At 38.0% G+C, this 22,173-nt stretch carries 22 protein-coding genes and 1 pseudogene; 1 reads left to right on the top strand and 22 read right to left on the bottom strand.

Annotated elements, in window-relative coordinates; genetic code table 11:
- Positions 1–670 precede the first annotated feature (670 nt).
- The 18 genes from FC46_RS08140 to FC46_RS08055 form a co-directional block, all read right to left on the bottom strand.
- Positions 671–1,378: a biotin--[acetyl-CoA-carboxylase] ligase gene (locus FC46_RS08140; protein WP_057799632.1), complete on the bottom strand. Its 708-nt coding sequence runs from the start codon at positions 1,376–1,378 to the stop codon at positions 671–673.
- Positions 1,379–2,137 (bottom strand): enoyl-ACP reductase FabI, encoded by a 759-nt coding sequence (gene fabI / locus FC46_RS08135; RefSeq protein WP_057799630.1) that lies wholly within the window; start codon positions 2,135–2,137, stop codon positions 1,379–1,381.
- 8 nt (positions 2,138–2,145) lie between these two features.
- A complete protein-coding gene (gene accA, locus FC46_RS08130) occupies positions 2,146–2,916 on the bottom strand; it encodes a carboxyltransferase subunit alpha (protein WP_057799628.1) in 771 nt (256 codons plus the stop codon).
- On the bottom strand, positions 2,909–3,757 hold the full coding sequence (locus FC46_RS08125) for an acetyl-CoA carboxylase carboxyltransferase subunit beta (RefSeq protein WP_057799626.1): 849 nt from the start codon (positions 3,755–3,757) through the stop codon (positions 2,909–2,911). Before FC46_RS08125 ends, accA begins: the two co-directional genes overlap by 8 nt.
- On the bottom strand, positions 3,738–5,123 hold the full coding sequence (accC, locus tag FC46_RS08120; protein WP_057799624.1) for an acetyl-CoA carboxylase biotin carboxylase subunit: 1,386 nt from the start codon (positions 5,121–5,123) through the stop codon (positions 3,738–3,740). Before accC ends, FC46_RS08125 begins: the two co-directional genes overlap by 20 nt.
- Positions 5,124–5,131: 8 nt before the next feature.
- A complete protein-coding gene (fabZ, locus tag FC46_RS08115; protein ID WP_157046813.1) occupies positions 5,132–5,554 on the bottom strand; it encodes a 3-hydroxyacyl-ACP dehydratase FabZ in 423 nt (140 codons plus the stop codon).
- Positions 5,555–5,556: 2 nt separating this feature from the next.
- Positions 5,557–6,012 carry an acetyl-CoA carboxylase biotin carboxyl carrier protein gene (gene accB / locus FC46_RS08110; protein WP_057799620.1) on the bottom strand — a complete coding sequence of 152 codons (456 nt, stop codon included), beginning with the start codon at positions 6,010–6,012 and terminating at the stop codon, positions 5,557–5,559.
- Positions 6,012–7,241, bottom strand: a complete 1,230-nt coding sequence (gene fabF / locus FC46_RS08105; protein ID WP_057799618.1) for a beta-ketoacyl-ACP synthase II — start codon at positions 7,239–7,241, stop codon at positions 6,012–6,014. The genes accB and fabF overlap by 1 nt, the downstream gene beginning before the upstream one ends.
- A 10-nt stretch (positions 7,242–7,251) precedes the next feature.
- Positions 7,252–7,980, bottom strand: coding sequence for a 3-oxoacyl-ACP reductase FabG (gene fabG, locus FC46_RS08100; protein ID WP_057799617.1), 729 nt, complete (start codon positions 7,978–7,980; stop codon positions 7,252–7,254).
- Positions 7,964–8,908 carry an ACP S-malonyltransferase gene (locus FC46_RS08095; protein WP_057799615.1) on the bottom strand — a complete coding sequence of 315 codons (945 nt, stop codon included), beginning with the start codon at positions 8,906–8,908 and terminating at the stop codon, positions 7,964–7,966. The genes fabG and FC46_RS08095 overlap by 17 nt, the downstream gene beginning before the upstream one ends.
- Positions 8,908–9,150 carry an acyl carrier protein gene (locus tag FC46_RS08090; protein ID WP_057799613.1) on the bottom strand — a complete coding sequence of 81 codons (243 nt, stop codon included), beginning with the start codon at positions 9,148–9,150 and terminating at the stop codon, positions 8,908–8,910. Before FC46_RS08090 ends, FC46_RS08095 begins: the two co-directional genes overlap by 1 nt.
- 16 nt (positions 9,151–9,166) lie before the next feature.
- Positions 9,167–10,135 carry a beta-ketoacyl-ACP synthase III gene (locus tag FC46_RS08085; protein WP_057799611.1) on the bottom strand — a complete coding sequence of 323 codons (969 nt, stop codon included), beginning with the start codon at positions 10,133–10,135 and terminating at the stop codon, positions 9,167–9,169.
- 15 nt (positions 10,136–10,150) lie between these two features.
- Positions 10,151–10,588, bottom strand: coding sequence for a MarR family winged helix-turn-helix transcriptional regulator (locus FC46_RS08080; RefSeq protein ID WP_057799609.1), 438 nt, complete (start codon positions 10,586–10,588; stop codon positions 10,151–10,153).
- 61 nt (positions 10,589–10,649) lie between these two features.
- Positions 10,650–11,027: a 3-hydroxyacyl-ACP dehydratase FabZ family protein gene (locus FC46_RS08075; RefSeq protein WP_057799607.1), complete on the bottom strand. Its 378-nt coding sequence runs from the start codon at positions 11,025–11,027 to the stop codon at positions 10,650–10,652.
- Between the two features lie 217 nt (positions 11,028–11,244).
- Positions 11,245–13,446, bottom strand: coding sequence for an alpha-galactosidase (locus FC46_RS08070; RefSeq protein ID WP_057799605.1), 2,202 nt, complete (start codon positions 13,444–13,446; stop codon positions 11,245–11,247).
- A gap of 16 nt (positions 13,447–13,462) precedes the next feature.
- Complete coding sequence (locus FC46_RS08065; protein ID WP_057799603.1) at positions 13,463–14,296, bottom strand: carbohydrate ABC transporter permease; 834 nt, start codon at positions 14,294–14,296, stop codon at positions 13,463–13,465.
- 11 nt (positions 14,297–14,307) lie between these two features.
- On the bottom strand, positions 14,308–15,180 hold the full coding sequence (locus FC46_RS08060; protein WP_057799601.1) for a carbohydrate ABC transporter permease: 873 nt from the start codon (positions 15,178–15,180) through the stop codon (positions 14,308–14,310).
- A gap of 12 nt (positions 15,181–15,192) precedes the next feature.
- Positions 15,193–16,452, bottom strand: coding sequence for an extracellular solute-binding protein (locus FC46_RS08055; protein ID WP_057799599.1), 1,260 nt, complete (start codon positions 16,450–16,452; stop codon positions 15,193–15,195).
- 224 nt (positions 16,453–16,676) lie between these two features.
- Here FC46_RS08055 and FC46_RS08050 point away from each other — a divergent pair, with 224 nt between their 5' ends.
- Positions 16,677–17,513 (top strand): AraC family transcriptional regulator, encoded by an 837-nt coding sequence (locus FC46_RS08050; RefSeq protein ID WP_057799597.1) that lies wholly within the window; start codon positions 16,677–16,679, stop codon positions 17,511–17,513.
- A 65-nt stretch (positions 17,514–17,578) separates the two neighbouring features.
- On the opposite strand, the gene FC46_RS08045 is transcribed toward FC46_RS08050, so the two are convergent.
- From FC46_RS08045 to FC46_RS10495, 4 genes and pseudogenes are all read right to left on the bottom strand, one after another.
- On the bottom strand, positions 17,579–18,388 hold the full coding sequence (locus FC46_RS08045) for an AAC(3) family N-acetyltransferase (RefSeq protein ID WP_057799595.1): 810 nt from the start codon (positions 18,386–18,388) through the stop codon (positions 17,579–17,581).
- Positions 18,389–18,614: 226 nt separating this feature from the next.
- A complete protein-coding gene (gene purB, locus FC46_RS08040) occupies positions 18,615–19,910 on the bottom strand; it encodes an adenylosuccinate lyase (protein ID WP_057799593.1) in 1,296 nt (431 codons plus the stop codon).
- A gap of 258 nt (positions 19,911–20,168) precedes the next feature.
- Complete coding sequence (locus FC46_RS08035; RefSeq protein WP_057799590.1) at positions 20,169–21,830, bottom strand: formate--tetrahydrofolate ligase; 1,662 nt, start codon at positions 21,828–21,830, stop codon at positions 20,169–20,171.
- A 124-nt stretch (positions 21,831–21,954) separates the two neighbouring features.
- A pseudogene (locus FC46_RS10495) lies at positions 21,955–22,119 on the bottom strand (SA1002 family membrane protein); the annotation flags it as partial.
- Between the last annotated feature and the right edge of the window lie 54 nt (positions 22,120–22,173).

Below are 22,173 nucleotides of genomic sequence, written 5' to 3'. Positions count from 1 at the left end.
AAAGAAAAAGCCAAGAGCCACGCGGAAAGAGCGTGATTCTTAGCTTTCAAGTTTCAGACCTTTAGTATAAGATTACCATAAACAGTGCATTTTAAGAGCAAGTTCGTAGCTAAATTAATACACTTTGATATACTCTTAACTTGGATAGCAAAAGTTAATGCTTTTTCCTGAAAACAGATACTTATATAGAATAAAACCCCATTACTTATTCTTAAAAAAGTACCGAACTGACAACTATATGAGGTTTAGTTTGGGTATTTATGCTGATTTTCCCAAACTACAGTGATTCAGTTCACTTCTTAAAATCAACTAACTTCATCTTTAAATCAGTTCAAAGTTTGTTTTACGTTGAATTGATTTGTCATTTACTACACAATATGATGAAGTAATTACAAAAATCATTGTTCCTCATGTTTTTCCAAAAATGTCAGCATCTTTATTCAGATTTCAAGCTAGAAGCTCTTTCATAACTTATTAGTCGCTTTATTTCCCGTCAAAACAATCTTAATTCCCTGGTTTTATGCATTATAGTAAAATCATCTTGTTTTGCCGGCGACAAGAAAGATGCATAAGCTCATTTAATTAACTCATTTTCGGGTTCAATAAAATGTTTAAAAGTCAACATTATCGTTGAATACTATCCGGCAAGGCACATCGTATGATGTGTCTTTTATTTTGTCCAATCAACGTTAACTTTACTAATTTCTCCGCTAGAATAGGCCGTTTCTTTCCCATCACTCATTATCACCAATCGCCCTAAGTTATCAATCCCATCTACCAACCCAGTAATCTTTCTTTTTCCGATTTCAAGTACAACATTTTTACCAATCACGTTCGACAATTGCCGATATTTCTTCAAAAAACTATCATCAGAATATTGCTTAACACCAATCTCTACAGATTTTAAAAGCTCATTAGTCAACTTTTCTTTATCGAAATGATCACTCGTAATTCCACCAGCTTTCTTTCGAATTTCTTCAGGGAAAAAACGAGTCTGAACATTAATACCAACGCCAACAACTAGACCATCTTTAGACAATTCTGTTAAAACACCAGCTACTTTTTTCCCATCTAAATAGATGTCATTAACCCATTTTAGTTTGAACTCTTTATCCGGGAAAAAAACTTGAAGACACTCCACAACTTCAGTTGCAATTCTTAGCGTGAGTAGACTTATTTTTTCACGATTTGGAACAAACTTAGGATAGGCAACTGAAAAATAGATACCTGTCTTAGGTGAATAAAAATTGCGGCCTTGCTTACCATAGCCACTTGTCTGTGATTCAGTAATGAATGCCGCAATCTTCTGATTATTTTCTAAATATTTTTTTGCTAAAATTTGAGTTGAATCGACTTGCTTAAATTTGAAAACTTGCATTTATCTTAAATGAACACCTTTATCTACAAAAATCACATCTCCAGTAACACCAGATGCCAGATCACTCATCAAAAAGGCACAGACATTACCCACTTCTTCTTGAGTTACATTTATACCGTCAACAGTTTCACTCTTAGAAACTTTAAGTAAATCAGCGTGGCCAGCAATCCCTGAGACGGCCGAAGTCTTCATCGCACCAGCAGAAATCGCATTAACACGAATGCCTTCTAGTCCCAGATCCCTTGCTAAATAACGAACTGCGGATTCAAGAGCAGCTTTAGCGATTCCCATTGTGTTGTAGCTTGGAAGAGCGCGCTCAGATCCCATGTAGGTCAAAGTAACGATTGAAGCAGGATCGTTCAAAATTTTAGCACCCGCTTTAGCAACTGCAAGGAGTGAATATGATGAGACATCTAATGCTTGTGCAAAACCCGCTCTAGTTGAGTTTAAGATTGAACCACTGAGTTCTTCTTTTTTAGCAAAAGCAATTGCGTGAATGATTCCGTCAATCTTGCCAAAACGCTGTTCAACCTCGCTAAATGCCTTGTCGATACTTTCATCACTAGTTACATCACATTCGATCAAGTGATCTTCATCATCAACTAACTTACTAATAAATTTCTTAAGACGTTCATTTTGGTAGGTATAAATAATTTCTGCGCCTTGCTTGGCCATTGCTTGGGCACATCCCCAGGCAATTGAGCGATTATTTGCGACCCCCATTACCAAAATTTTTTTATTATCTAAAAATCCACTCATACTTCGACCTAAAACTTTCTAAATCTTTCATAACGTCTTTGAAGTAATTCTTCACCGTTCAGTTTCTGCAATTTTGCCACTTCTCTTTGCAACATTTGATCAATATTTTGAAAAACTACAGCATGATCATTCGGCTCATCAATGATTCCTTCGATTACTTCTTTAGCTAATAAATCTTCTGGACGCAGCTGCATCACTTCAGCCGCGTCTTCTTTTTTACTTGCATCTTTCCAAAGAATTGAAGCGAAGCCTTCTGGTGATAAAACTGAATAAATACTATTTTCCATCATCCAAACTTCATCGCCGCAAGCTAGTGCTAATGCACCGCCAGAACCGCCCTCACCGTACATAATAGTGATAATTGGCGTATTAATTTGACTAATCTGAAGTAAATTTTGAGCAATTGCCTGCCCTTGTCCGTTTTCCTCAGCGCTTTTACCAGGATAGGCACCAGAGGTATCGACGAAGAGTAAAACTGGACGATGAAACTTCTCAGCTAATTTGATTAAACGTAGCGCCTTACGATAACCACTTGGAGTTGGTTGACCAAAGTGCTTCTGCATTCTTTCTTCAATCGAGTGTCCACGGCTAGTGGTGATCACCATTACTGGCTCACCATGAAATTCAGCGATTCCACCAACGATTGCAGGATCATCACCATGCAAATAATCACCATGGAGTTCAAAGAAGTTTGTAAATAAATTCTTACGAATTTCGTGACCTGAGATATGGTCCTCGCTTCGCGCTAATTGAACAACTTTGTAGGCAGATCTATTCATCCTTTTCACCACCAAACTCTAATAGATAAGCAAGTGTCTTCTTTTCATCTTGTCTTGTCACAATATGATCAATAAATCCATGTTTCAGAACATTTTCACTATCTTGAAAATCAGGCTCAAGTTCTTCATGAATCGTCTGCTCAGTCACGCGTCTGCCGGCAAAGCCAATAATCGCATGCGGTTCAGCTAAAGTAATATCAGCCTGGCTGGCAAAACTGGCGGTCACTCCTCCAGTAGTTGGATCTGTCAAAACAACGATGTAAAGTAAACCAGCTTGGCTGTGTCTTGCCACTGCATTCGAAACTTTTGCCATTTGCATTAAGGATAAAATTCCTTCTTGCATCCGAGCACCACCTGATGCTGCAAACAAAACAACTGGTAATTTCTCAATTGTTGCTTTCTCAAATAAGCGAGTCAACTTTTCACCTGTCATCTGACCTAAAGAACCCATGATGAAAGTTGGGTCCATAATTGCTAAAGCGAATTGATGATCAGCAATCTTAGCAATACCAGTCAAGACTGATTCATTTAACCCGCTAAGTTTTTTTGCCTTATCAATCTTCACTTGATAATTAGGGAAATTCAGCGGATCAGATGGCGCAATGTCGCTATCCATTTCTTCAAACTCATCAACTAGCCACTTCAGCCGCTTTTTAGCAGAAATCCGAAAACCATAATGACAATTGGGGCAAGTACAGTACTCATCCATCTGCTCAGAAAAAATTTCTGCAGAACACTTTGGACATTTTTTGATCAAACCATTTGGAACCAGATCATCCGCCTTTTTATTGGCCTTAATCTGAATCTGACTTGGGGTATTCTTATGCGGATATAGCTTCATCGGATACCTCTTTCTTCCATGCAGGCAAGAATTCTTTTTCAAGATAAGTATTAGTGAATTCACTGGTCAAAAAGACTGGATCTTCCAAAATAGCAAGGTGGAACTCTTGATTAGTCGTAATTCCACGGATCACCATTTCTTGAAGCAACCTCCTCATTTTGCAAATTGCTTCATCTCTAGTTTTGCCAAAAGCCACAAGTTTAGCGAGCATTGAATCATAGAACGGAGAAATCTTTTCACCTTGATACAAAGCAGTGTCGATTCTCATTCCAGGATTTCCAACAGGCAAGTATAGATAATCGATATTACCAACAGATGGCATGAAGTTATTTTCCGCATCTTCTGCATTGATCCGGCATTCGATTGCATAGCCGCGCGGTTTCAAATCTTCTTGAGCAAAAGGCAGTTTCTCACCTGCAGCCACTTGAATCTGGGCTTTAACTAAATCAACATCCGTAACCATTTCAGTTACAGTGTGTTCAACCTGAATCCTGGTGTTCATTTCCATAAAATAAAAGTTATGATCTTGATCCATCAAAAATTCGATGGTTCCAGTATTTAAGTAGCCCACAACGTTTGCAGCTTGAACCGCGATTTTACCAAGTTTTTTGCGCTCTTCATCCGTAATTAAATCGCAGGGACTTTCTTCAATCACCTTTTGCTTATTTCTTTGCAGAGAACAATCTCTTTCAGGGAAATAAACACAGTTGCCAAATTGATCTCTGAAAATCTGCACTTCAATGTGCTTAACGTTTTGCATGACTTTTTCAAGGTACATACGATCATCACCAAAATCAGTTTTTGCCTCGCTTTGAGCAGCTGAAAGTGCCGCTTCCATTTCTTCTGGCTTAAAGACTTGGCGAATCCCTTTCCCGCCGCCACCAGCCGCAGCCTTAAGCAAAATTGGATAACCGATTTTTTCAGCGATTTCTTTAGCTTCTTCTGCAGAATGGATAAAGTCTTTACTACCTGGCGTAACTGGGACGTGGTTCTTAATCATAATTTGACGAGCATGTTCTTTGTTACCCATTTGATCAATGGTTTCAGCTTTTGGCCCGATAAAAGTAAGTCCACATTCGTTGCACATCTTGGCAAATTCGGCACTTTCTGACAAAAAGCCATAGCCGGGGTGAATTGCTTCAGCCCCAGTCCCAATCGCGGCAGCCAGAATATTTTTAACATTTAAATATGAACTAGTTGCGGTAGCTCCACCAACGCAGACTGCTTCATCAGCTAGCTGCACGTGCAAGCTATCTCGCTCAGCTGTTGAATAGATCGCTACTGTTTTGATGCCCATTTCTTTTAATGAACGAATAATACGTACTGCGATTTCGCCACGGTTTGCGACTAAAACTTTCTTAAACATGAGATCACCTAACCAATCATGAATGTTAATTCAACTTTCGCAATTACTTTTTCTCCAGCCTTAGCTTCACCAATGCCAAGACCGATTGGACCTTTGATCTTGGTCAATTCAGTTGTCAGATGTAATTCATCACCCGGCTGGGCTTCACCGAAGAACTCTGCTTTTTGAATTCCACCAAAATATGCGGTCTTTCCAGCGAACTTTTCCTCACTAAGTAGCGCTACTGCCCCAGTTTGAGCAAGTGCTTCAACTGTTAATGGCAATGGAAAAGTATCTCTTTCATTTGCATGAACGAAGATTTCATTGGCAGAAACATTGTGGATTGCTTCAGCGCTTTTCCCAGGTTCAAGCTGCACGACTTTATCGATTAAGAGCATTGGGTAGCGGTGTGGGAGGATTTTTTTGATTTCAGAAATGCTTAGTTGCGTCATCATTAATCTTCTTTCACCAAAATCAACGGTTGATCCACTTCAACTAAGTCTTCATTTTCAACTTCAATTGAGCTGACCACACCTGAAACTTCGCTCTTAACTTCAGTGAGCATCTTCATTGCTTCGATAATGCAGACAGTGTCGCCGGCATTAATATGGTCACCAGGTTTAACAAATGGTGCTTGACCAGGTTTTGCTTGAAGATAAACCATCCCAACAATTGGCGCTTTAACTTCAGCCAAGTTTTCGTCTGGTGCAGCTTCTTCTGGCTTTACTGGAATTTTTTCAGTTATTTCTTCTTTAACTGGCGTATTTGAAGCAGTAGCTTCACTTTTTACAGTTTGGTTTAATCGGTTTTTACTTAAATAAAGGTGAAAACTGCCATCATCAATTTTCAATTCACGAATGTCGGAATTTTCAAATTGATCCATTATTTTTTGAATATCTGTTAATTCCACTATTCTTGACTCCATTTCTTAAATGCTAATACTGCGTTGTGTCCACCAAAGCCGAATGAATTAGAAATCGCGTAATCGGTAGTAAAGTGCTGATGATCTTGATCAATTAAATCAACTTGACATTCAGGATCTTGATCAAAGCAGCCAATATTTGCTGGAAATTCATCTTTCATCAACCCCGCAACTGTGATAACCGCTTCAATTGCGCCAGCTGCACCTAAGAGGTGACCAGTCATCCCTTTAGTTGAGCTAACTTTAACGCCTTTACCAAACACTTGATTGATTGCTTTACTTTCACCGCTATCATTTGCTTTAGTTGCAGTACCGTGAGCGTTGATGTAGCCGACTTGACTTGGATCAATCCCAGCTTCATCGATTGCTTCTTTCATTGCGCGAGCCGCACCTTTGCCATCAACATCTGGTGAAGTAATGTGGTATGCATCACTAGTTGCACCGTAACCAACAATTTCACCCAAAATCTTAGCCCCACGCTGTTGAGCATGTTCCAAACTTTCAAGAATCATGGCGCCTGCGCCTTCACCTAGAACGAAGCCGTTTCGATTTTTATCAAAAGGAAGTGATGCTTTCATTGGATCAGTACTTTCTGATAATGCAGTTAAGGCAGCAAAACCCGAAATTGCTGTTTCGTTAACTGTAGCTTCAGAACCACCTGCAATCATCACTTGAGCACGGCCTTCTTTGATTTGACGATATGCTTCACCAATTGAATTAGTCGCAGAAGCACAAGCTGTAACAATTGAGGTGGAAATGTTTTTCGCATTGAAGCGAATTGAAATGTTACCCGCAGCCATGTTAGCAATTGCCATTGGAATAAAGAATGGTGATACGCGGCGTGGACCCTTATCATGCATCTTAATGACTTGATCTTGAATAGTAGTTAATCCGCCAATCCCTGAGCCAAAAATCACTCCAAGATCTTCTGGATTGGTATTTTCTTCATTAACTCCCGCCATTTCCATTGCTTCACTAGCAACTTGAATACCGTATTGAGTATAAAGATCCATTCTTTTAGCAGCTTTTTTGCCAACATAAGCTTCTTTGTCAAAGTCATCGATCTCTCCAGCAACAGTAATTCCTATGTCGGTTGCATCAAATTTAGAAATTTTCTTAATACCAACTTTGCCAGCTAATGTGTTATTAACAAAATTTTCAAAACCATTTCCGTTAGGAGCAATCGCTCCCATCCCAGTAATCACAACTCTTGGCATATCTTCCCTCCTAAATCGTCATACCACCGTCAACAACGATCGTTTGACCCGTAATGTAGTCATTTTGGGCCAAAAAAATAGCAGCCTCCGCTACTTCGGTTGCTTCACCAAAGCGGCTAAGTGGTATCTGCCCTAAAATATTCTTTTGCACCTTCTCAGACAATGCTTGCGTCATATCAGTATCAATCATCCCTGGAGCAATTGCGTTCACACGAATTCCGCGAATTGCTGCTTCTTTAGCGGCAGCTTTGGTAAAACCAATTAAACCAGCTTTAGCAGCTGCGTAATTAGCTTGACCAACATTGCCGTGCAGCCCCACAATACTTGTCATATTAATAATTGATCCGCTCTTTTGCTTCATCATCTTTTTTATTGCCCATTTGGTCATGAAAAATGGTACACGCAAGTCGAGATCAATCACTTGGTCAAAATCATCATCGCGCATGCCGATCAACATTTTATCGCGGTTGATTCCAGCATTATTGATGAGCACATCAATGTGTCCATAGGCTTCCCAAGCTTGAGTAAGGTAATCTTTCAAATCTGCTTCAGCTAAGTCTGCTGGTAGATACTGATAATCAGCCTTTAATTCATCAAGCTTTTCTTTTAAGTCTACTGGCATTTCTTTACGACCATTTAAGATCAACTTGGCATTTTTCTTAGCAAAAGCTAGTGCCATCGCCTTACCTAAGCCGCGAGTTGAACCGGTTATTAAGACAACTTTATCCTTTAAGTCCATTTTTCGCCTCGATAAATTCTTGATATTCTTGCAAACTGCCAATACGCCAATTTTCCAAATTTGAATCAACTTGGTTAGCAAAGCTAGTCAAAGTCTTGCCTGGCCCAATTTCTAACGTTGCATCAATCTTCATATTCTTGATCAAATATGACAAGCAATCGCCAAAATGCGTTGGCACAGCGAGCTGCTTTTCCATAATTTCAGCCCAATCATTAGTAAATGGCTTGACTGTAGTATTAGAAATGACCGGAATTTTACTTTCTGAAAATTCAACACTCGCTAGTCTTTCGTGCATCTTTTCTCTAGCGCTGTTAAAAAGTGGCGTGTGAAAAGCACCGTTTACTTTTAACATAATTGCTCTTTTAGCAGCTGCTTGATCTTTAATCTCTTCAGTTGCGGCAAGAACATCATCTTTGACACCAGCAATGACCACTTGCTTTGGCGAATTGTAGTTAGCAAGATAAATACGTTGACCATCATCTTGCATTTTTTGCAAAATGCTCTCGATCTTTTCTACATCTGGCTTAATCAACGCTGCCATCGCATTATCGATCTTATCAGCATCTTCTTGCATGTAAGCTGCCCGATCGCTAACTAAACTAATCGTATCAGCCAAATCAAGTGCGCCGCTGGCATACATTGCACCGTATTCACCAAGTGAAAGACCAACCATACCCCCGATTCTTATATCAGGCAAATCACGCATAAGCATGCGATAGATTCCGGCTTCCATTGCAACTAAGGCTGGCTGCAAGTAAACAGTTTTAGCTAATTGATTTTCATCATTTTTGAAAATTGCTTCAATCTCCTCACCGCTAGCCTCACTTGCCATTTCAATTGTTTCTTTAAACAGCGGATCGCTCATGAAATCCAGACCAATACCCGTTTTTTGTGAGCCTTGCCCCGCAAAAAGAACTCCGAAATTCATTAGTTTTCGTCCATTTTGCTCTTAACAAGATCAACTAAATCGCCGATAGTCTTAGTGTTTTCATCAGCATCAAGTTCTAAATCGTACTTGTCTTCTAATTCATTCAAGATTTCAAACAAGTCCAAGCTGTCTGCGTCAAGGTCTTCTTTGATATTAGTGTCTAAAGTAATAGTATCGACATCAACGTCTAATTCTTCTTGAGCAATTTCTTTTACGTCTTTTAAAATTTCTTCTTTAGTCATCTTGTTTTTCCTTCTTCTAAAATCTAATAATTTCAACAGCAGTAGTTAACCCACCGCCAAATCCGCACAAAGCAACAATGTTGCCCTTCTTGATCAAGCCGTCTTCAACGCATTCACTTAGCAAAATTGCCTCACTAGCAGCAGCCGTATTCCCATATTGGGAGATATTAATTGGAAATTTTGCTTCGGGCTGCTTTAGTTTTTTGGCAACTTGCTTCACAATGCGGCTATTTGCTTGGTGCAGAATAAAATAATCAATATCGGCAAGTTCAATCCCAGCTTCCTTGCTTGTTTCAAGAATAGTTGCTGGAACTTCATGAGTAGCAAAATGATAAACTTCACGTCCATCCATCTCAAACGATGAAAACTTGTGTGCATTCTTCTGAAAATCATCAGCAACTTTCATCTCACCAGCGACAATCCTGTTACCTAGTTCACCAAAAGTCTGCAACTTTGATGCTAGGAAATGCGACTCAGTGCTTCTTTCGAGGAGTACGCCTCCACTGCCATCGCCGAACAAAACTGCAGTTGAACGATCACGAAAGTCCAATAATTTCGAAATAACTTCGGCTCCGATTACCATCGCCTTGTTGAAATTACTTGCGATCATCATACTGCGAGCAACTTCTAAAGCGTATGAGAAGCCAGAGCACGCTGCTGAAAGATCAAATGCCACAGCATTTTTTGCTCCAATTTGGGCTTGAACTCTGCAAGCTACTGCAGGTGTGAGACTATCTGGAGACATTGTAGCCACAACAATTAAGTCTAAATCTTCGCTTTTCCACGACACTTGATCCAGCAATTTTTGAGCAGTTCGACTAGCTAAGTCTGAAGTATTCTCTTTTTCAGCAAAATGCCTTTGTGAAATACCTGTCCGCTTCTTAATCCACTCATCTGACGTATCCATGATTTGGCTTAAGTCATTGTTAGTGACCACCTTGGAAGGTAACGCCTTACTTACCGCTGTAATTTCAACATCTTTCACTTGATTTGATCCTATCTAGTGTGAATTTACAAACTTTTCTAAGTTGCTAAAGGCTTGATAGATCGTTTCCAATTCTTCGTCATCCATATTCTGTAAGAAACTGCGCACCATCATGTTGTGATAAGCTCGATAAGCTCGGCAAACAAGGCGGCCCTTCTTAGTCAATTCAATGTGAACAACGCGGCGATCTTTTTCATCGCGAATTCGCTCTGCATAGCCTTTTCTTACCAATCGATCAACGGTTGAAGTAATTGTCGCCTTTGACAGATTCAACTTGTCAGCAACCTGAGTTACCGTTAAATGATCATGCATTGTAATAGCATCAATTGCATGAAGTTCTTTCACAGTCAAATCCTTGAAGCGACTCTTTTTCAATTCTTCTTCTTCGATTCTATTAATACCGTAATAAGTGTTATAAAGTGCATCGTTAATTTTTGCGTATAATTCTTTCATAGTTTTCCCTTTTAGTTTGATATTCGAATATTTCTCAAACTAAATTATATGCTAAAAGGGACTATTCAAGAAACTCTAACTCTGCACTGCATGCCACTTTGTCTTCTAGCATTACCTTGCCACTAAACTTTAAACTTTGAGACTCTTTTCTTTCTACTTTGACAAGTAAGCTGTCACCCGGCTTTACCATCTTTCTGAACTTTACCTTACTCATTTTGGATAAATGAATTGGAGATTCAGATAAAAGCTGGCAAGCTTCAATCATGGTTTGGACAAGTAACACTCCTGGCATGAGTGGATTTTCAGGGAAATGGCCTTGAAAGTACTCTTCATTTGAACTGACCATTTTTTGGACAGTGACTTTATTTTCTGAGTTTTTGAGTATTTTATCGACTAACTGAAGGGGAGACTGATATTTTTCAAGTACATCAAGACCCATAATTTTCACCTCTTATATTTTAATTTTCAAATAGTTTGAATATCTAACTATTTGATATGCGAATTATAAAACTAATAAAAATCATTTGTCAACGAATTGACTAATCATATAGATTTAAAAAGACGCAGAATCATTTGATTCCATCGTCTTTTAAATATTTTCAGTTTTTTCGTCTAGAATTAAAAAGATGCAAGCTATTCAACTTGCATCTTAAAAATTATTTGATTGCTTTAAAGTGATACATCTTAGAAGTAAAGTCAGCGTGTTCTACCGGATCATAGAATCCTAAGTTCATTAATTCATCGCCGCCATAAACTTCTTTAGTAGCCGTGTCCTCGTATTCCTTTTCAGGATCTAAGCCAACTAACTTAGTCTTAGTAAAGTAAGGTTGTGCTTTAGACATTACCTTTACGACGGTGACAATAACCTCCTTTTGATCGTTTGAAACAACCATCCAAGCAGCTTGATTGCTGGTTAGCGGTGACTTCAAGCGATATAACTGACCGTACTGAGTAACCTGTCTAATCTTCTTATATTCAGCAACCTGCTTTTTAACATCTTCTTGCTCCTTGGGGCTTAACTTAGTTAGATCAAGTTCATAACCCAAGTCGCCCCACATGGCCACCTCTCCACGGGTATTAAATGGAGTGATGCGTCCGTTTTGTTCATTCGGACTAACTGAGACGTGAGAGGTCATCATTGATTGCGGATAAACTAAACTTGTACCATATTGAATCGTTAATCTTTCGATTGCATCAGTGTTATCACTGGTCCAAATTTGTGGTGTGTAGTAAGCCATCCCTGCATCAAATCTACCGCCACCACCTGAACATCCTTCAAAAAGAATATCTGGAAAAACTTCAACTAAGCGATTACTCAAATCATAAAGTCCTAAAACGTAGCGGTGGTAAACTTCACCTTGCTTATCTGCTGGTAAATTGTTTTGATAAATATCAGATAAGTGACGATTCATATCCCACTTTACATAATCAATTTTATTTTCTTTTAGCACTTTTGCAATTTGATCAAAAATATTGTCGCGAACTTCTTTACGACCTAAATCAAGTAAGTATTGATTGCGTGAGGGACTTGGCTGACGGTTCGGCACCTTCATCAAATAATCTGGATGTGCTCTATACAAATCAGAATCAATTGAGATCATTTCTGGTTCAAACCAAAGTCCAAACTTCAATCCTTGATCATGAACATAATCGACAAAATGTCTTAAGCCATCAGGAAATTTTTCCTTATTGACATACCAATCACCTAAAGATGAATTGTCATCATTGCGATGACCGAACCATCCATCATCCAAGACAAACATTTCAATCCCAAGTTCCTTAGCCTTATCAACAATTGGCTTGAGTTTTTCTTCAGTAAAATCAAAGTATGTTGCTTCCCAGTTATTAACTAAGATTGGACGAACCTGATCCTTAAATTTGCTGCGCATAATTCGATCATGGATAATCGCATGAAAGGCCTGACTCATCTGATTTAAACCATGATCTGAATAAGTCATCAATACTTCTGGAGTTTGAAAACTATCTCCCGCTTCCAATTTCCACTTAAAGTTATAATCGTTAATTCCAATATTTAAACGTAGTTGATTAATTTGATCACGTTCTAATTCAAATTTGTGATTACCCGAATATACAAGAGAAAAACCGTAGGCATCGCCGCTATTTTCATTAGTATCTGGATCAACTAAAGCTAAAAACGGATTCATTTGGTGGCTGGAAGTTCCGCGGTGACTAGCATAAGTATGAATGCCTTGATTAATCTTTTCACGCTGGATATGTCTTTCATTGGCATGCGCACCGGGGAGTGTAATGCTTTCAAAGTCTTTGTCCGCAAAATCAATTTCCAGCGAGGCAATTTTTTCAAGGTAGAGATCTTCCTTGCCAGTGTTTTTGGCTAAAGTCGATCTAGCAATAATTGGATAGTCACGATAAATCGTGTAGAGTAAATCAAATTCCAATTTAGTCAATTTATCTTCTAAAGTAATGATCAAAGTTGCAGCTTCGTCATCATCCTTAACCCAAGCGTGAGGCAAGTTCTTTAAAGTTGGTTTACCTGCCACAATTTGGTAAGACTTATAAGTTAGGAATAAACCATTTGACCCATTTTCTTGCTGCACAATAGTAGCGGGCATGCGGTAATCCATTTCACCTGCTGCACTATATTCTCTGAGGATTGTGTCTCGAGAAAAAGTTCTATCTTTAGAATTTGGCAAGTTTCCTGAAAAACCTCGATCAAGGCGTGGATACTTCAACTCACCATGATAGCCACGCACTCTTTTGCCAAAATATAAGTGACTTAATGTTCCGCCATCATCAACGGATAAAAGATAAGAAATTTGTTTATTATGAAGATGAAAAACTTTTTTCTTTTCATCAACAGTAATTAACTTTGCATTCATTTTTTAACCTAAAGTTCTATTTAACAGCACCATTGCTCATACCAGCGATAATATTCTTCTGGAAGATTAAGTAAACAATGGTGATAGTGATAATACCAACAACATATGATGCAAAACTTGGACCGTAATCGTTGAAATATTGTCCAGTGTAGTTGTATTGGAACAATGGCAATGTCCACATCTTAGAGTCTTTGTTCAAGATCAACAATGGAAGCATAAAGTCATTCCAGAACCACATTGCGTTAATAATCAAAGTAGTTGCATGCATTGGTTTAAGTAATGGGAAAATAATTTTGAAGTAAGCAGTTAATTTATTTGCTCCATCAATTTCAGCAGCTTCATCTAAACTATCCGGCACACTTTGCTTAATATAGCTAACGTATAAAAATAGTGTTTGTGGTACAGCATAAGTTAAGTAAAGAATAATTAATCCCCAGATGTTAGCCAAGCCGATTTTACTCATCATAACAGTGATTGGAATCATAATAACTTGGAATGGTACGAAAATCCCAAGGATCAAAAGAATGTACATCCAGTTGTAAGCTGTTCTCTTAGACATATTACGTGCAATTGAGTAAGCAGCCATTGGAACGAAGATCATTACCAAAACAATCGATAAGACCGTAATGACAATAGAATTCCAGAAGTAACCTACAACCCCATCAGAGAACAATCTTTGAAAATTGGCAGTCGTCCATGGATTAGGCCAAGCAAAGAAGTGTTCCATAATTTGTTTGGTGGTCTTGAATGAACTCAAAACTGTGTAAAGAAGTGGAATTAAAATTAAGATGCCGCCTACGACTAATAAGGCATAATCCCAGAATGTTTTATTTTTGTCTTGCTTTTTCATTTTCCTGCCTCCTAATCAACAGCGTACTTGTTAGAAACCTTAATTTGGATGAATGAAACAATTGCCATCAAGATGAACAAGACGATTGCGATTGCATTCGCATATCCAAATGAATTGTTGTTAAATGCGTAGTTGTAAACAAGTAATCCCAGTGAAGTGGTTGAGTTGTTAGGACCACCTGCAGTTAAAGCAAAGATTTGGTCAAAGGCGGTAAGTCCTGCTTTAAGTGCCAAGATGAAAACCATTGAGATACTTGGTAGCATGTATGGCAATTCAATATGCCAGAAGATTTGGTGGCGATTTGCCCCATCAACTGAAGCAGCTTCCTTAATTTCATCAGGAATACTTTGAAGCCCTGCTAAGAAAATGATGATTGGCATCGCAACACCTTGCCAAAGCAAAACAAAGATAGTCGCAATAATCGCACCAACGTTAGTACCCAGCAAACTTGTTTGAAGCCAATCAATGTGTAATGCATTACCAATTGCTGGCAACCCATAATTGAAAACTTGCTTGAAAATCAAGGCAACCGTTAATCCTGACAAAACAGCTGGGAAGAAGAACCATGCTCTAAAAAAGGTCTGTCCTTTGATCTTAGAATTTAAAGCTCTTGCAACAAGCATCCCGATTACAACTTCTCCAACAATTAAGCAAATTGTCAAAATTGCGGTAAATCCTAATGACTTAGCAAAGTTTTGGTCCATCATCAACAATTTATAGTTGTTAAAGCCAACGAACTTGTAGTTGTAAGTTAAACCTGTCCAATTGGTAAAACTATAGAACGCACCTTGGAATAATGGAAAATAGAAGAATATTAACTGTAAAAGTAATGGGACAATTAAGAACAACCAGCCCCAGTGTTTTTCAAAAAATCCTTTTCTCATTTTTCTAACCTCTTAATTAGCTGCTTTCATAGGGTTAAAGAATGTATTCATATCGTTAACCATTTGCTGTTTGTTTCCAGTCATTAAGTAACTTGCTGTCAAGTTGAAGAAGTCATTTTCGCTTGTCCAATCTTGTGCAAGCCAAACCATATCATGCTTGGTAAATGCTAAACTTGAAAGACCACCTAATTGCGAATCTACACCCTTTTGCTTAACACCCTTAACAGCAACTGGACTACCATCAACGTTGTAGTACTTTTGCATGGCAGCTGGAGTTGTCATGTAAGCAACAAATTTTTCTGCAGCCTTCTTGTGCTTAGATTTAGAAGAAATTGATAAAGCTAAGTCACCAGAACCAACAGTCATTTCCTTGCCTGCTTTTGCAGCTGGAAAAGCAAAAGTTCTTACCTTAAACTTAGGTTTTTGTTGATTAATTAATGGAAGTGCCCAAGAGCCGTTTGGCATAATCAAACTTTTACCACTTGCAAAAGAAATAACTGCATCGTTGTAGCTAGCCCCACGCCAGTTTGTTTGAGCATTTTCACGAAGTAAGTTTAGCCGGTTAAAATCTTGTTTGATATATGGATTATTAACACTAATGCTGTTCGGAGCGGAGAAACGAAGCAATTGGTTTGCTTGTTTAGCACCGCCAGTTACTGTTGCAAGAGACAATTGGTGGTACCCATTTAAAGTCCACGGTTCGGTTCCAGCAACTGCAAATGGTGCCTTGCCGCTCTTCTTGATCTTCTTAACAGCTGCGTCAAAATCAGTCCAAGTCTTAGGTGGTTTGATGCCTAATTTTTCAAATTCAGTTGCATTATAGAAGAAGCCATAAACATTAGCACTAAGTGGAGCGTTATAAATCTTACCATTCACCTTAAATGAATCAGCGTAGTTATTCTTGATATTTTTGATGTATTTAGCATGCGTCATATCTTCGAAATATCCAGCTTTAGCCCATTCTTGGAAGTCAATATTTTGTGGATAAATATTAATAACATCTGGTATATCTCCAGCCAAGATTCTTGTTTTCAAAACTGTCCCAGCGTTTGGAACATCGACTTCTTTAACATGAATGTTAGGATTCTTCTTCTCGAAATCTTTGATGATTTCTTTCAAAGTTCCTGCCATTTCCTTTTTTTGATTAAAGTATTCAATTGTTACTTTCTTACCTGCTTGATCAGATGAATCTTTCTGACCACATGCAGTCAAAGTCAACGTAGCAGCAATTGAAACACCAACAACTGCTACTTTTTTAAGCCACTTTTTCATAGAATCCCCTCTCTTCGCTATTACTTAAAGCGCTTTCATACAATGTTTATTATTAAATAAATAGCAAGGATAAACCATAGTATGGTTAATATGTTTTTTGTCATTATTGTTAATGAACATATTGACATGTCGATACGCGTAAAAGACTGTTAAAATGGGAATTATGATATAACCGAGTTTACAGATATCCATGTTTAAGATGGTTATTTTTCCAGGAGAAAAGAATGAGCGTTGAATATCGCGAATTAAGTAATAATAATTTAGAGAGTAGAGTTGTATTTTTTGGTAAAGCAAATTGTGAACCCAATCATTTCTTTACTGGCAATAATGTGCGAAAAGAATATGTGATCCACTATATTTTGAAAGGGAAAGGCGTATTTGCTTCTGCCAACCATGCCGCGGTCACCTTACATGCGGGTGATTTATTTATTTTGCCCAAAAATGTCCCCTGTTTTTATAAGGCTGATGAACAAGAACCTTGGTCATACTTCTGGATTGGTCTATCTGGTATCAAAATTCAGACAATGCTATCTGGATCAATCTTAGCAAGTAAGCATTATTTAAGACATGTTGAAGATACTCACTTTTTGAACTGTCTTGAAAAACTCTTTGACGCAGTTCACCATAATAATTCTTTGACTGACAAATTACTAATTGAATCCTTGATTTATCAAACTTTTTATCATCTAAATCTTGAATTCCCTGCTGAGAAAAAACGTGAACATAACACGAGTACTCAGCAACTTGAAAAAGCAGTTGCATTTTTAAATGACAACTACGGCGATCATGAATGCACAATTAAGTTCATGTGTCAGAAATTGAATCTATCACGAACTTATATCTATAACTTGTTTAAAGAAGGATTTAGCCTTTCACCGCAGCAATATTTGGTCAAAATGAGAATGGAAGAAGCTAAGGCACTAATAAAGAATGAGAATAGCACTATCCAACAGATTTCGAATTCTGTTGGATACACTGATGAGTTCACATTTTCTAAAGCGTTTAAACGCTACACTGGATTCTCACCAAATATTTATCGGAAAAATAATAATTTTCAATGAAAATAGCGATGATTATCATCACATTATGATATAATCATCGCTATTTTATTTTTTAAAGTTATTTTCTAATTGTTAACTTCCTGATCCTTTCGTTGGAACCATTTTCTAGCAAAATCAATTAATGGTCTAATATTAATAACCTTAATCAAACCATTATTAAGCCGTTGTTGTTTCCATTCATCAGGACAAGCTTTTTCAAAAGCGGCACCAAGCTCACTAAAATCATCGTAAGAATCCATATCAATATTTTGATACTTTGTCCAAATGGTTTTTCCATCATCTACACCTGTTGGCGCTGAACAAATTTCAGTAGGACGACCTATAGTTGATTCTGCATAGTGAAAAATAGTGCATGTTTCGTAATCAGTTCCAAGAAAGACTGTCTTACCATCATGCTGGTACAAATAATCAAGCGGACTATCTACACCGTAAGGAACATCTATTGGCTGTCTTTGCGCAATTTCCTTGGCATTTTTGCCCCAAATTGAAATTGGGATTTGTGGATGACCACTTCTCTTAACATCAGGTCTAGTCCTAAAGTATTCTGCAACAGTACCAATATATGAGGGTGTAGTTTGTGGATTATAAGGCGGCATGTTGTCACGGATTCTTTGGATCAAATCCTCACGAACAGGCGGATACATCCACTCTGCTGGATCAGAATTAGTTGATACTTCTGACGGCATCATCAAGGTGCCATCTTTCACAGTTTTTTCTAAAGCGTTGACGATTGCTTCCGGTCCACCAGGGATGAAGTAGAACTTGCTCATTGCTGAATGAACCAAGATTGCATCGGTTGGTTTAACACCCATTCCAGCTAAAGTTCTTTGAAAATCAGCTTGGGTAGTAACAGTTTCAATTAATTTTTCAGACATAATTTTTCCTTTTCTAAAATCAAAATTATTGTGACGGTCTGAAATCTATTACTCTGGATTTAATCTCTGAATTATTTATTTTTTGCTTTTTATTGCTCATATTTTTACTCCTTTGATTGACTAGTTATGATCTTAATTATAACAAAATTATGAGACATGGTGCTTCTTTTTCATAGAAAAAGCAAGCATTTATATGCTTGCTCCTAATAGGTATATATTTATATTTTTAATCTAAACCAACTCTATGGAAGACATAATCAACATTTCTCAAATGCCAATGGTAGTCAAAGGCATCATCAAGATCTTCCTTAGTAAGTTGCTTTTGAACAGTTGGATCTTCTTCAAGTAGCTTTCTGAAATCAACCTTTTCAGCCCAAACTTTAGCAGTCAATGGTTGAATGGTGTCATATGCACTTTCACGACTCATGCCACTCTCAACAAGCTTCAATAAAACTCTACCTGAATAAATCAAGCCGTGAGTTTCATTCATAACTTCAATCATTCTGTCTGGGAAAACATCCAAGTTTTCTACAATACGGCTGAAACGGTGAAGCATGTAATCAAGAAGACTAGTAGTATCTGGTAAAATAATTCTTTCAGCACTTGAGTGAGAAATATCACGTTCATGCCACAAAGTAACGTTTTCGTAAGCAGTTTGAATATGTCCGCGGCAGACACGTGCTAAACCAGTAATATTTTCTGAACCAATTGGGTTACGCTTGTGAGGCATAGCTGATGAACCCTTTTGGCCTTTTGCAAAGTGTTCTTCAACTTCGTGAATTTCGGTTCTTTGCAAGCTACGAATCTCAGTTGCGAAGTTTTCCAAACTAGTAGCAATCAAAGCTAAAGTTGCGATGTATTCTGCATGCAAATCACGTGGCAACACTTGAGTAGAAATTTCTTGAGCGTTTAAGCCGAGTTTTTTGCAGACAAGTTCTTCGATTTGTGGATCAACTTCAGCAAAAGTACCAACGGCACCAGAGATCTTACCAGCTTCCACGCCTTTAGCAGCATGTAAGAAGCGTTCACGATTACGCTTCATTTCTGAGTACCAACGTGCAAGCTTAAGACCAAAAGTAGTTGGTTCAGCGTGAACACCGTGTGTACGTCCCATTTCAACAGTATACTTATATTTACGCGCTTTATTGGCAACAATTTCAATAAAATTATCGATATCTTCAAGTAGGATCTTGTTGGCTTGCTTCAAACGTACACCTTGTGCAGTATCAACGACATCAGTTGAAGTTAAACCATAGTGGACCCATTTCTTTTCATCGCCTAAGCTTTCTGAAACGCAACGAGTAAAGGCAATCACATCGTGGTGAGTTATACTTTCCAAACGTGCAATTTCATCAACATCAAACTTAGCGTTCTTCTTGATCTTTTCGACATCTTCTTTAGGAATAACACCTAAGTCTGACCAAGCTTCATCAACGGCAGTTTCGACTTCTAACCAACTTTGGTATTGGTTTTCTAAAGACCAAACTTTAGCCATTTCTGGGCGAGTGTAACGATCAATCATTTAATTTTTCCTCCAGATCATTTATCGTTAATTCTTAACGTCATAGTTATTTTAAATTGTAGCCTATGTATAAACACGAACAATTATAACCGATTATTTGCACTTATTCGTAACTGACACTAATAAAATATATCAAGCAAGGTAGTAATTGTCAACTGATTTCATGAATATAACTGGGCTTTAGCGTCCCTTTTTTACTTAAAAAAGTAAAAAACTAATTAAGAATTCCTTTTCTTAATTAGTCTATCTCCCTACATTTTAGAACAAGCCACTAATTTGACCATTATCATCAATGTCCATATTTTCAGCAGCTGGATGTTTAGCCAACCCTGGCATAGTCATCATTGTACCTGATAACGCAACAATGAAACCTGCACCAAGCTTTGGAACCAAATCACGGATATGAAAATCAAAGTCATTAGGAGCACCAAGTTTAGTTTGATCATCAGTAAATGAGTATTGTGTTTTAGCAATACATACTGGTAAATCATTCCAACCTAATTCTTCAAATCTCTTCAGTTGCTTCTTAGCCTTAGTTGATAAAACAACGCGCTTTGCGCCATAGATCTTAGTTGCAACTGCGTTCAACTTGTCTTCGATTGAATCTTCTTTATTGTATAAAGGTTTAAATTCAGATTCTTCATCAGCAAGCTTCACAACTGCCTTAGCAAGTTCTTGGGTACCTTGACCGCCTTTTGCCCAGGCATCAGCTTCAATACCTTGAACGCCAAGTTCGCTGCAAGCATCAGCAATTGTCTTGATTTCTTCATCAGTATCAGTAGTGAAGTGGTTAATAGCAACGACAACTGGCAAACCATATTGTTGCATATTCTTAACGTGACGCTTCAAGTTAGCAAGCCCATTCTTCAATGCTGGAATATTTTCTTCAGTTAATTCTTTGGCATTTACTCCACCATTAAGTTTCAACGCACGAACGGTTGCAACGATCACAACAGCATCTGGTGTTTTACCTAAAACTGGACGCTTAATGTCCAAGAACTTCTCTGCACCAAGGTCAGCACCAAAGCCGGCTTCAGTAACAGTATAGTCTGAAGTTGCCATCGCTGCACGAGTAGCAATCACTGAATTACAACCATGAGCAATATTAGCAAAAGGTCCACCATGAATAATAGCTGGAGTATGGTCTAAAGTTTGAACTAAGTTTGGTTTAATTGCATCCTTTAATAAAAGTGCAATGGCACCCGTGAATCCTAATTGATCAACTGTTACTGGCTCTTTGCCATAAGTGTAGCCAACTACAATGCGGCCGATTCGTTCCTTTAAATCATGCAAGTCCTTACTTAAGCAAAGAATAGCCATGAGTTCTGAAGCGGCAGTAATGTCAAAGCCGGTTTCTCTTGGAACACCTTGCATAATGCCGCCGAGACCAGTAACAACATTTCTTAAAGCTCGGTCATTAACGTCTTCAACACGTCTCCAAATAATGCGGCGTGGATCAAGACCGAGTTCATTATCGCGCATAATATAGTTATCAACTAAAGCAGCCAAAGTATTATTAGCTGAAGTTAAAGCGTGCATATCACCAGTAAAGTGCAAGTTGCTGTCTTCCATTGGGATAACTTGACTATAGCCACCACCAGTTGCCCCACCTTTAATTCCAAAAACTGGTCCCATTGATGGTTCTCGCATGGCAATTGTTGTTTGGTGGCCTAATTGATTCATTGCATCCCCTAAACCTACCAAAACAGTTGACTTACCTTCACCCGCAGAAGTTGGATTAATTCCAGTCACAAGAATTAATTTGTGCTTCTTACCTGCAACTTTTTTAACAGGCAAATTAATCTTAGCCTTGTAGTGACCGTATTGTTCGATATCGTCAGAACTTAAACCAAGCTTAGCAGCAATGTCGGCAATTGGCTGCATTTGTGCAGCATCAGCAATTTCAATGTCTGTTGTCATATTTTTAACCATTTCTTTCTATCAATAACACGAACAATTTAGATAATTTAGCAAGAAAAATCTCTTCTTCAATTATAGAATACGCAATTTTTTATTAAAAGTAAAATCAATTGTGCGGTTTTGATCAAAATGCTTCGATTTGTTTCTTAAAAAGCACTACGGCAATCCAAACAGAAATAAAGGATGGTAAGATTGTCACCACAAATAAGTTCGGATCTAGAATATTTCCAATTTTAATATAAGAAGAAATGCTGAGAATTTTGCGAATATTATCAAAAATAACTTGATAACTGAAACTTGAAAGCTAAGATTCATGCTCTTTTCGCATGTTTCCTGGCTTTTT

The organism is Lactobacillus kalixensis DSM 16043 (genome assembly GCF_001434335.1).
In the GTDB taxonomy this organism is placed as follows: domain Bacteria; phylum Bacillota; class Bacilli; order Lactobacillales; family Lactobacillaceae; genus Lactobacillus; species Lactobacillus kalixensis.
The sequence above is the reverse complement of the archived record's forward strand: the minus strand, read 5'-3'. Positions and strand labels throughout refer to the sequence as shown.

Coding starts and splice junctions, on each gene's coding strand:
- FC46_RS08140 (WP_057799632.1), bottom strand. CDS start 1,378: ATGCAAGTTTTCAAATTTAAGCAAGTCGATTCAACTCAAATTTTAGCA.
- fabI (WP_057799630.1), bottom strand. CDS start 2,137: ATGAGTGGATTTTTAGATAATAAAAAAATTTTGGTAATGGGGGTCGCA.
- accA (WP_057799628.1), bottom strand. CDS start 2,916: ATGAATAGATCTGCCTACAAAGTTGTTCAATTAGCGCGAAGCGAGGAC.
- FC46_RS08125 (WP_057799626.1), bottom strand. CDS start 3,757: ATGAAGCTATATCCGCATAAGAATACCCCAAGTCAGATTCAGATTAAG.
- accC (WP_057799624.1), bottom strand. CDS start 5,123: ATGTTTAAGAAAGTTTTAGTCGCAAACCGTGGCGAAATCGCAGTACGT.
- fabZ (WP_157046813.1), bottom strand. CDS start 5,554: ATGACGCAACTAAGCATTTCTGAAATCAAAAAAATCCTCCCACACCGC.
- fabF (WP_057799618.1), bottom strand. CDS start 7,241: ATGCCAAGAGTTGTGATTACTGGGATGGGAGCGATTGCTCCTAACGGA.
- fabG (WP_057799617.1), bottom strand. CDS start 7,980: ATGGACTTAAAGGATAAAGTTGTCTTAATAACCGGTTCAACTCGCGGC.
- FC46_RS08095 (WP_057799615.1), bottom strand. CDS start 8,908: ATGAATTTCGGAGTTCTTTTTGCGGGGCAAGGCTCACAAAAAACGGGT.
- FC46_RS08090 (WP_057799613.1), bottom strand. CDS start 9,150: ATGACTAAAGAAGAAATTTTAAAAGACGTAAAAGAAATTGCTCAAGAA.
- FC46_RS08080 (WP_057799609.1), bottom strand. CDS start 10,588: ATGAAAGAATTATACGCAAAAATTAACGATGCACTTTATAACACTTAT.
- FC46_RS08075 (WP_057799607.1), bottom strand. CDS start 11,027: ATGGGTCTTGATGTACTTGAAAAATATCAGTCTCCCCTTCAGTTAGTC.
- FC46_RS08070 (WP_057799605.1), bottom strand. CDS start 13,446: ATGAATGCAAAGTTAATTACTGTTGATGAAAAGAAAAAAGTTTTTCAT.
- FC46_RS08065 (WP_057799603.1), bottom strand. CDS start 14,296: ATGAAAAAGCAAGACAAAAATAAAACATTCTGGGATTATGCCTTATTA.
- FC46_RS08060 (WP_057799601.1), bottom strand. CDS start 15,180: ATGAGAAAAGGATTTTTTGAAAAACACTGGGGCTGGTTGTTCTTAATT.
- FC46_RS08055 (WP_057799599.1), bottom strand. CDS start 16,452: ATGAAAAAGTGGCTTAAAAAAGTAGCAGTTGTTGGTGTTTCAATTGCT.
- FC46_RS08050 (WP_057799597.1), top strand. CDS start 16,677: ATGAGCGTTGAATATCGCGAATTAAGTAATAATAATTTAGAGAGTAGA.
- FC46_RS08045 (WP_057799595.1), bottom strand. CDS start 18,388: ATGTCTGAAAAATTAATTGAAACTGTTACTACCCAAGCTGATTTTCAA.
- purB (WP_057799593.1), bottom strand. CDS start 19,910: ATGATTGATCGTTACACTCGCCCAGAAATGGCTAAAGTTTGGTCTTTA.
- FC46_RS08035 (WP_057799590.1), bottom strand. CDS start 21,830: ATGACAACAGACATTGAAATTGCTGATGCTGCACAAATGCAGCCAATT.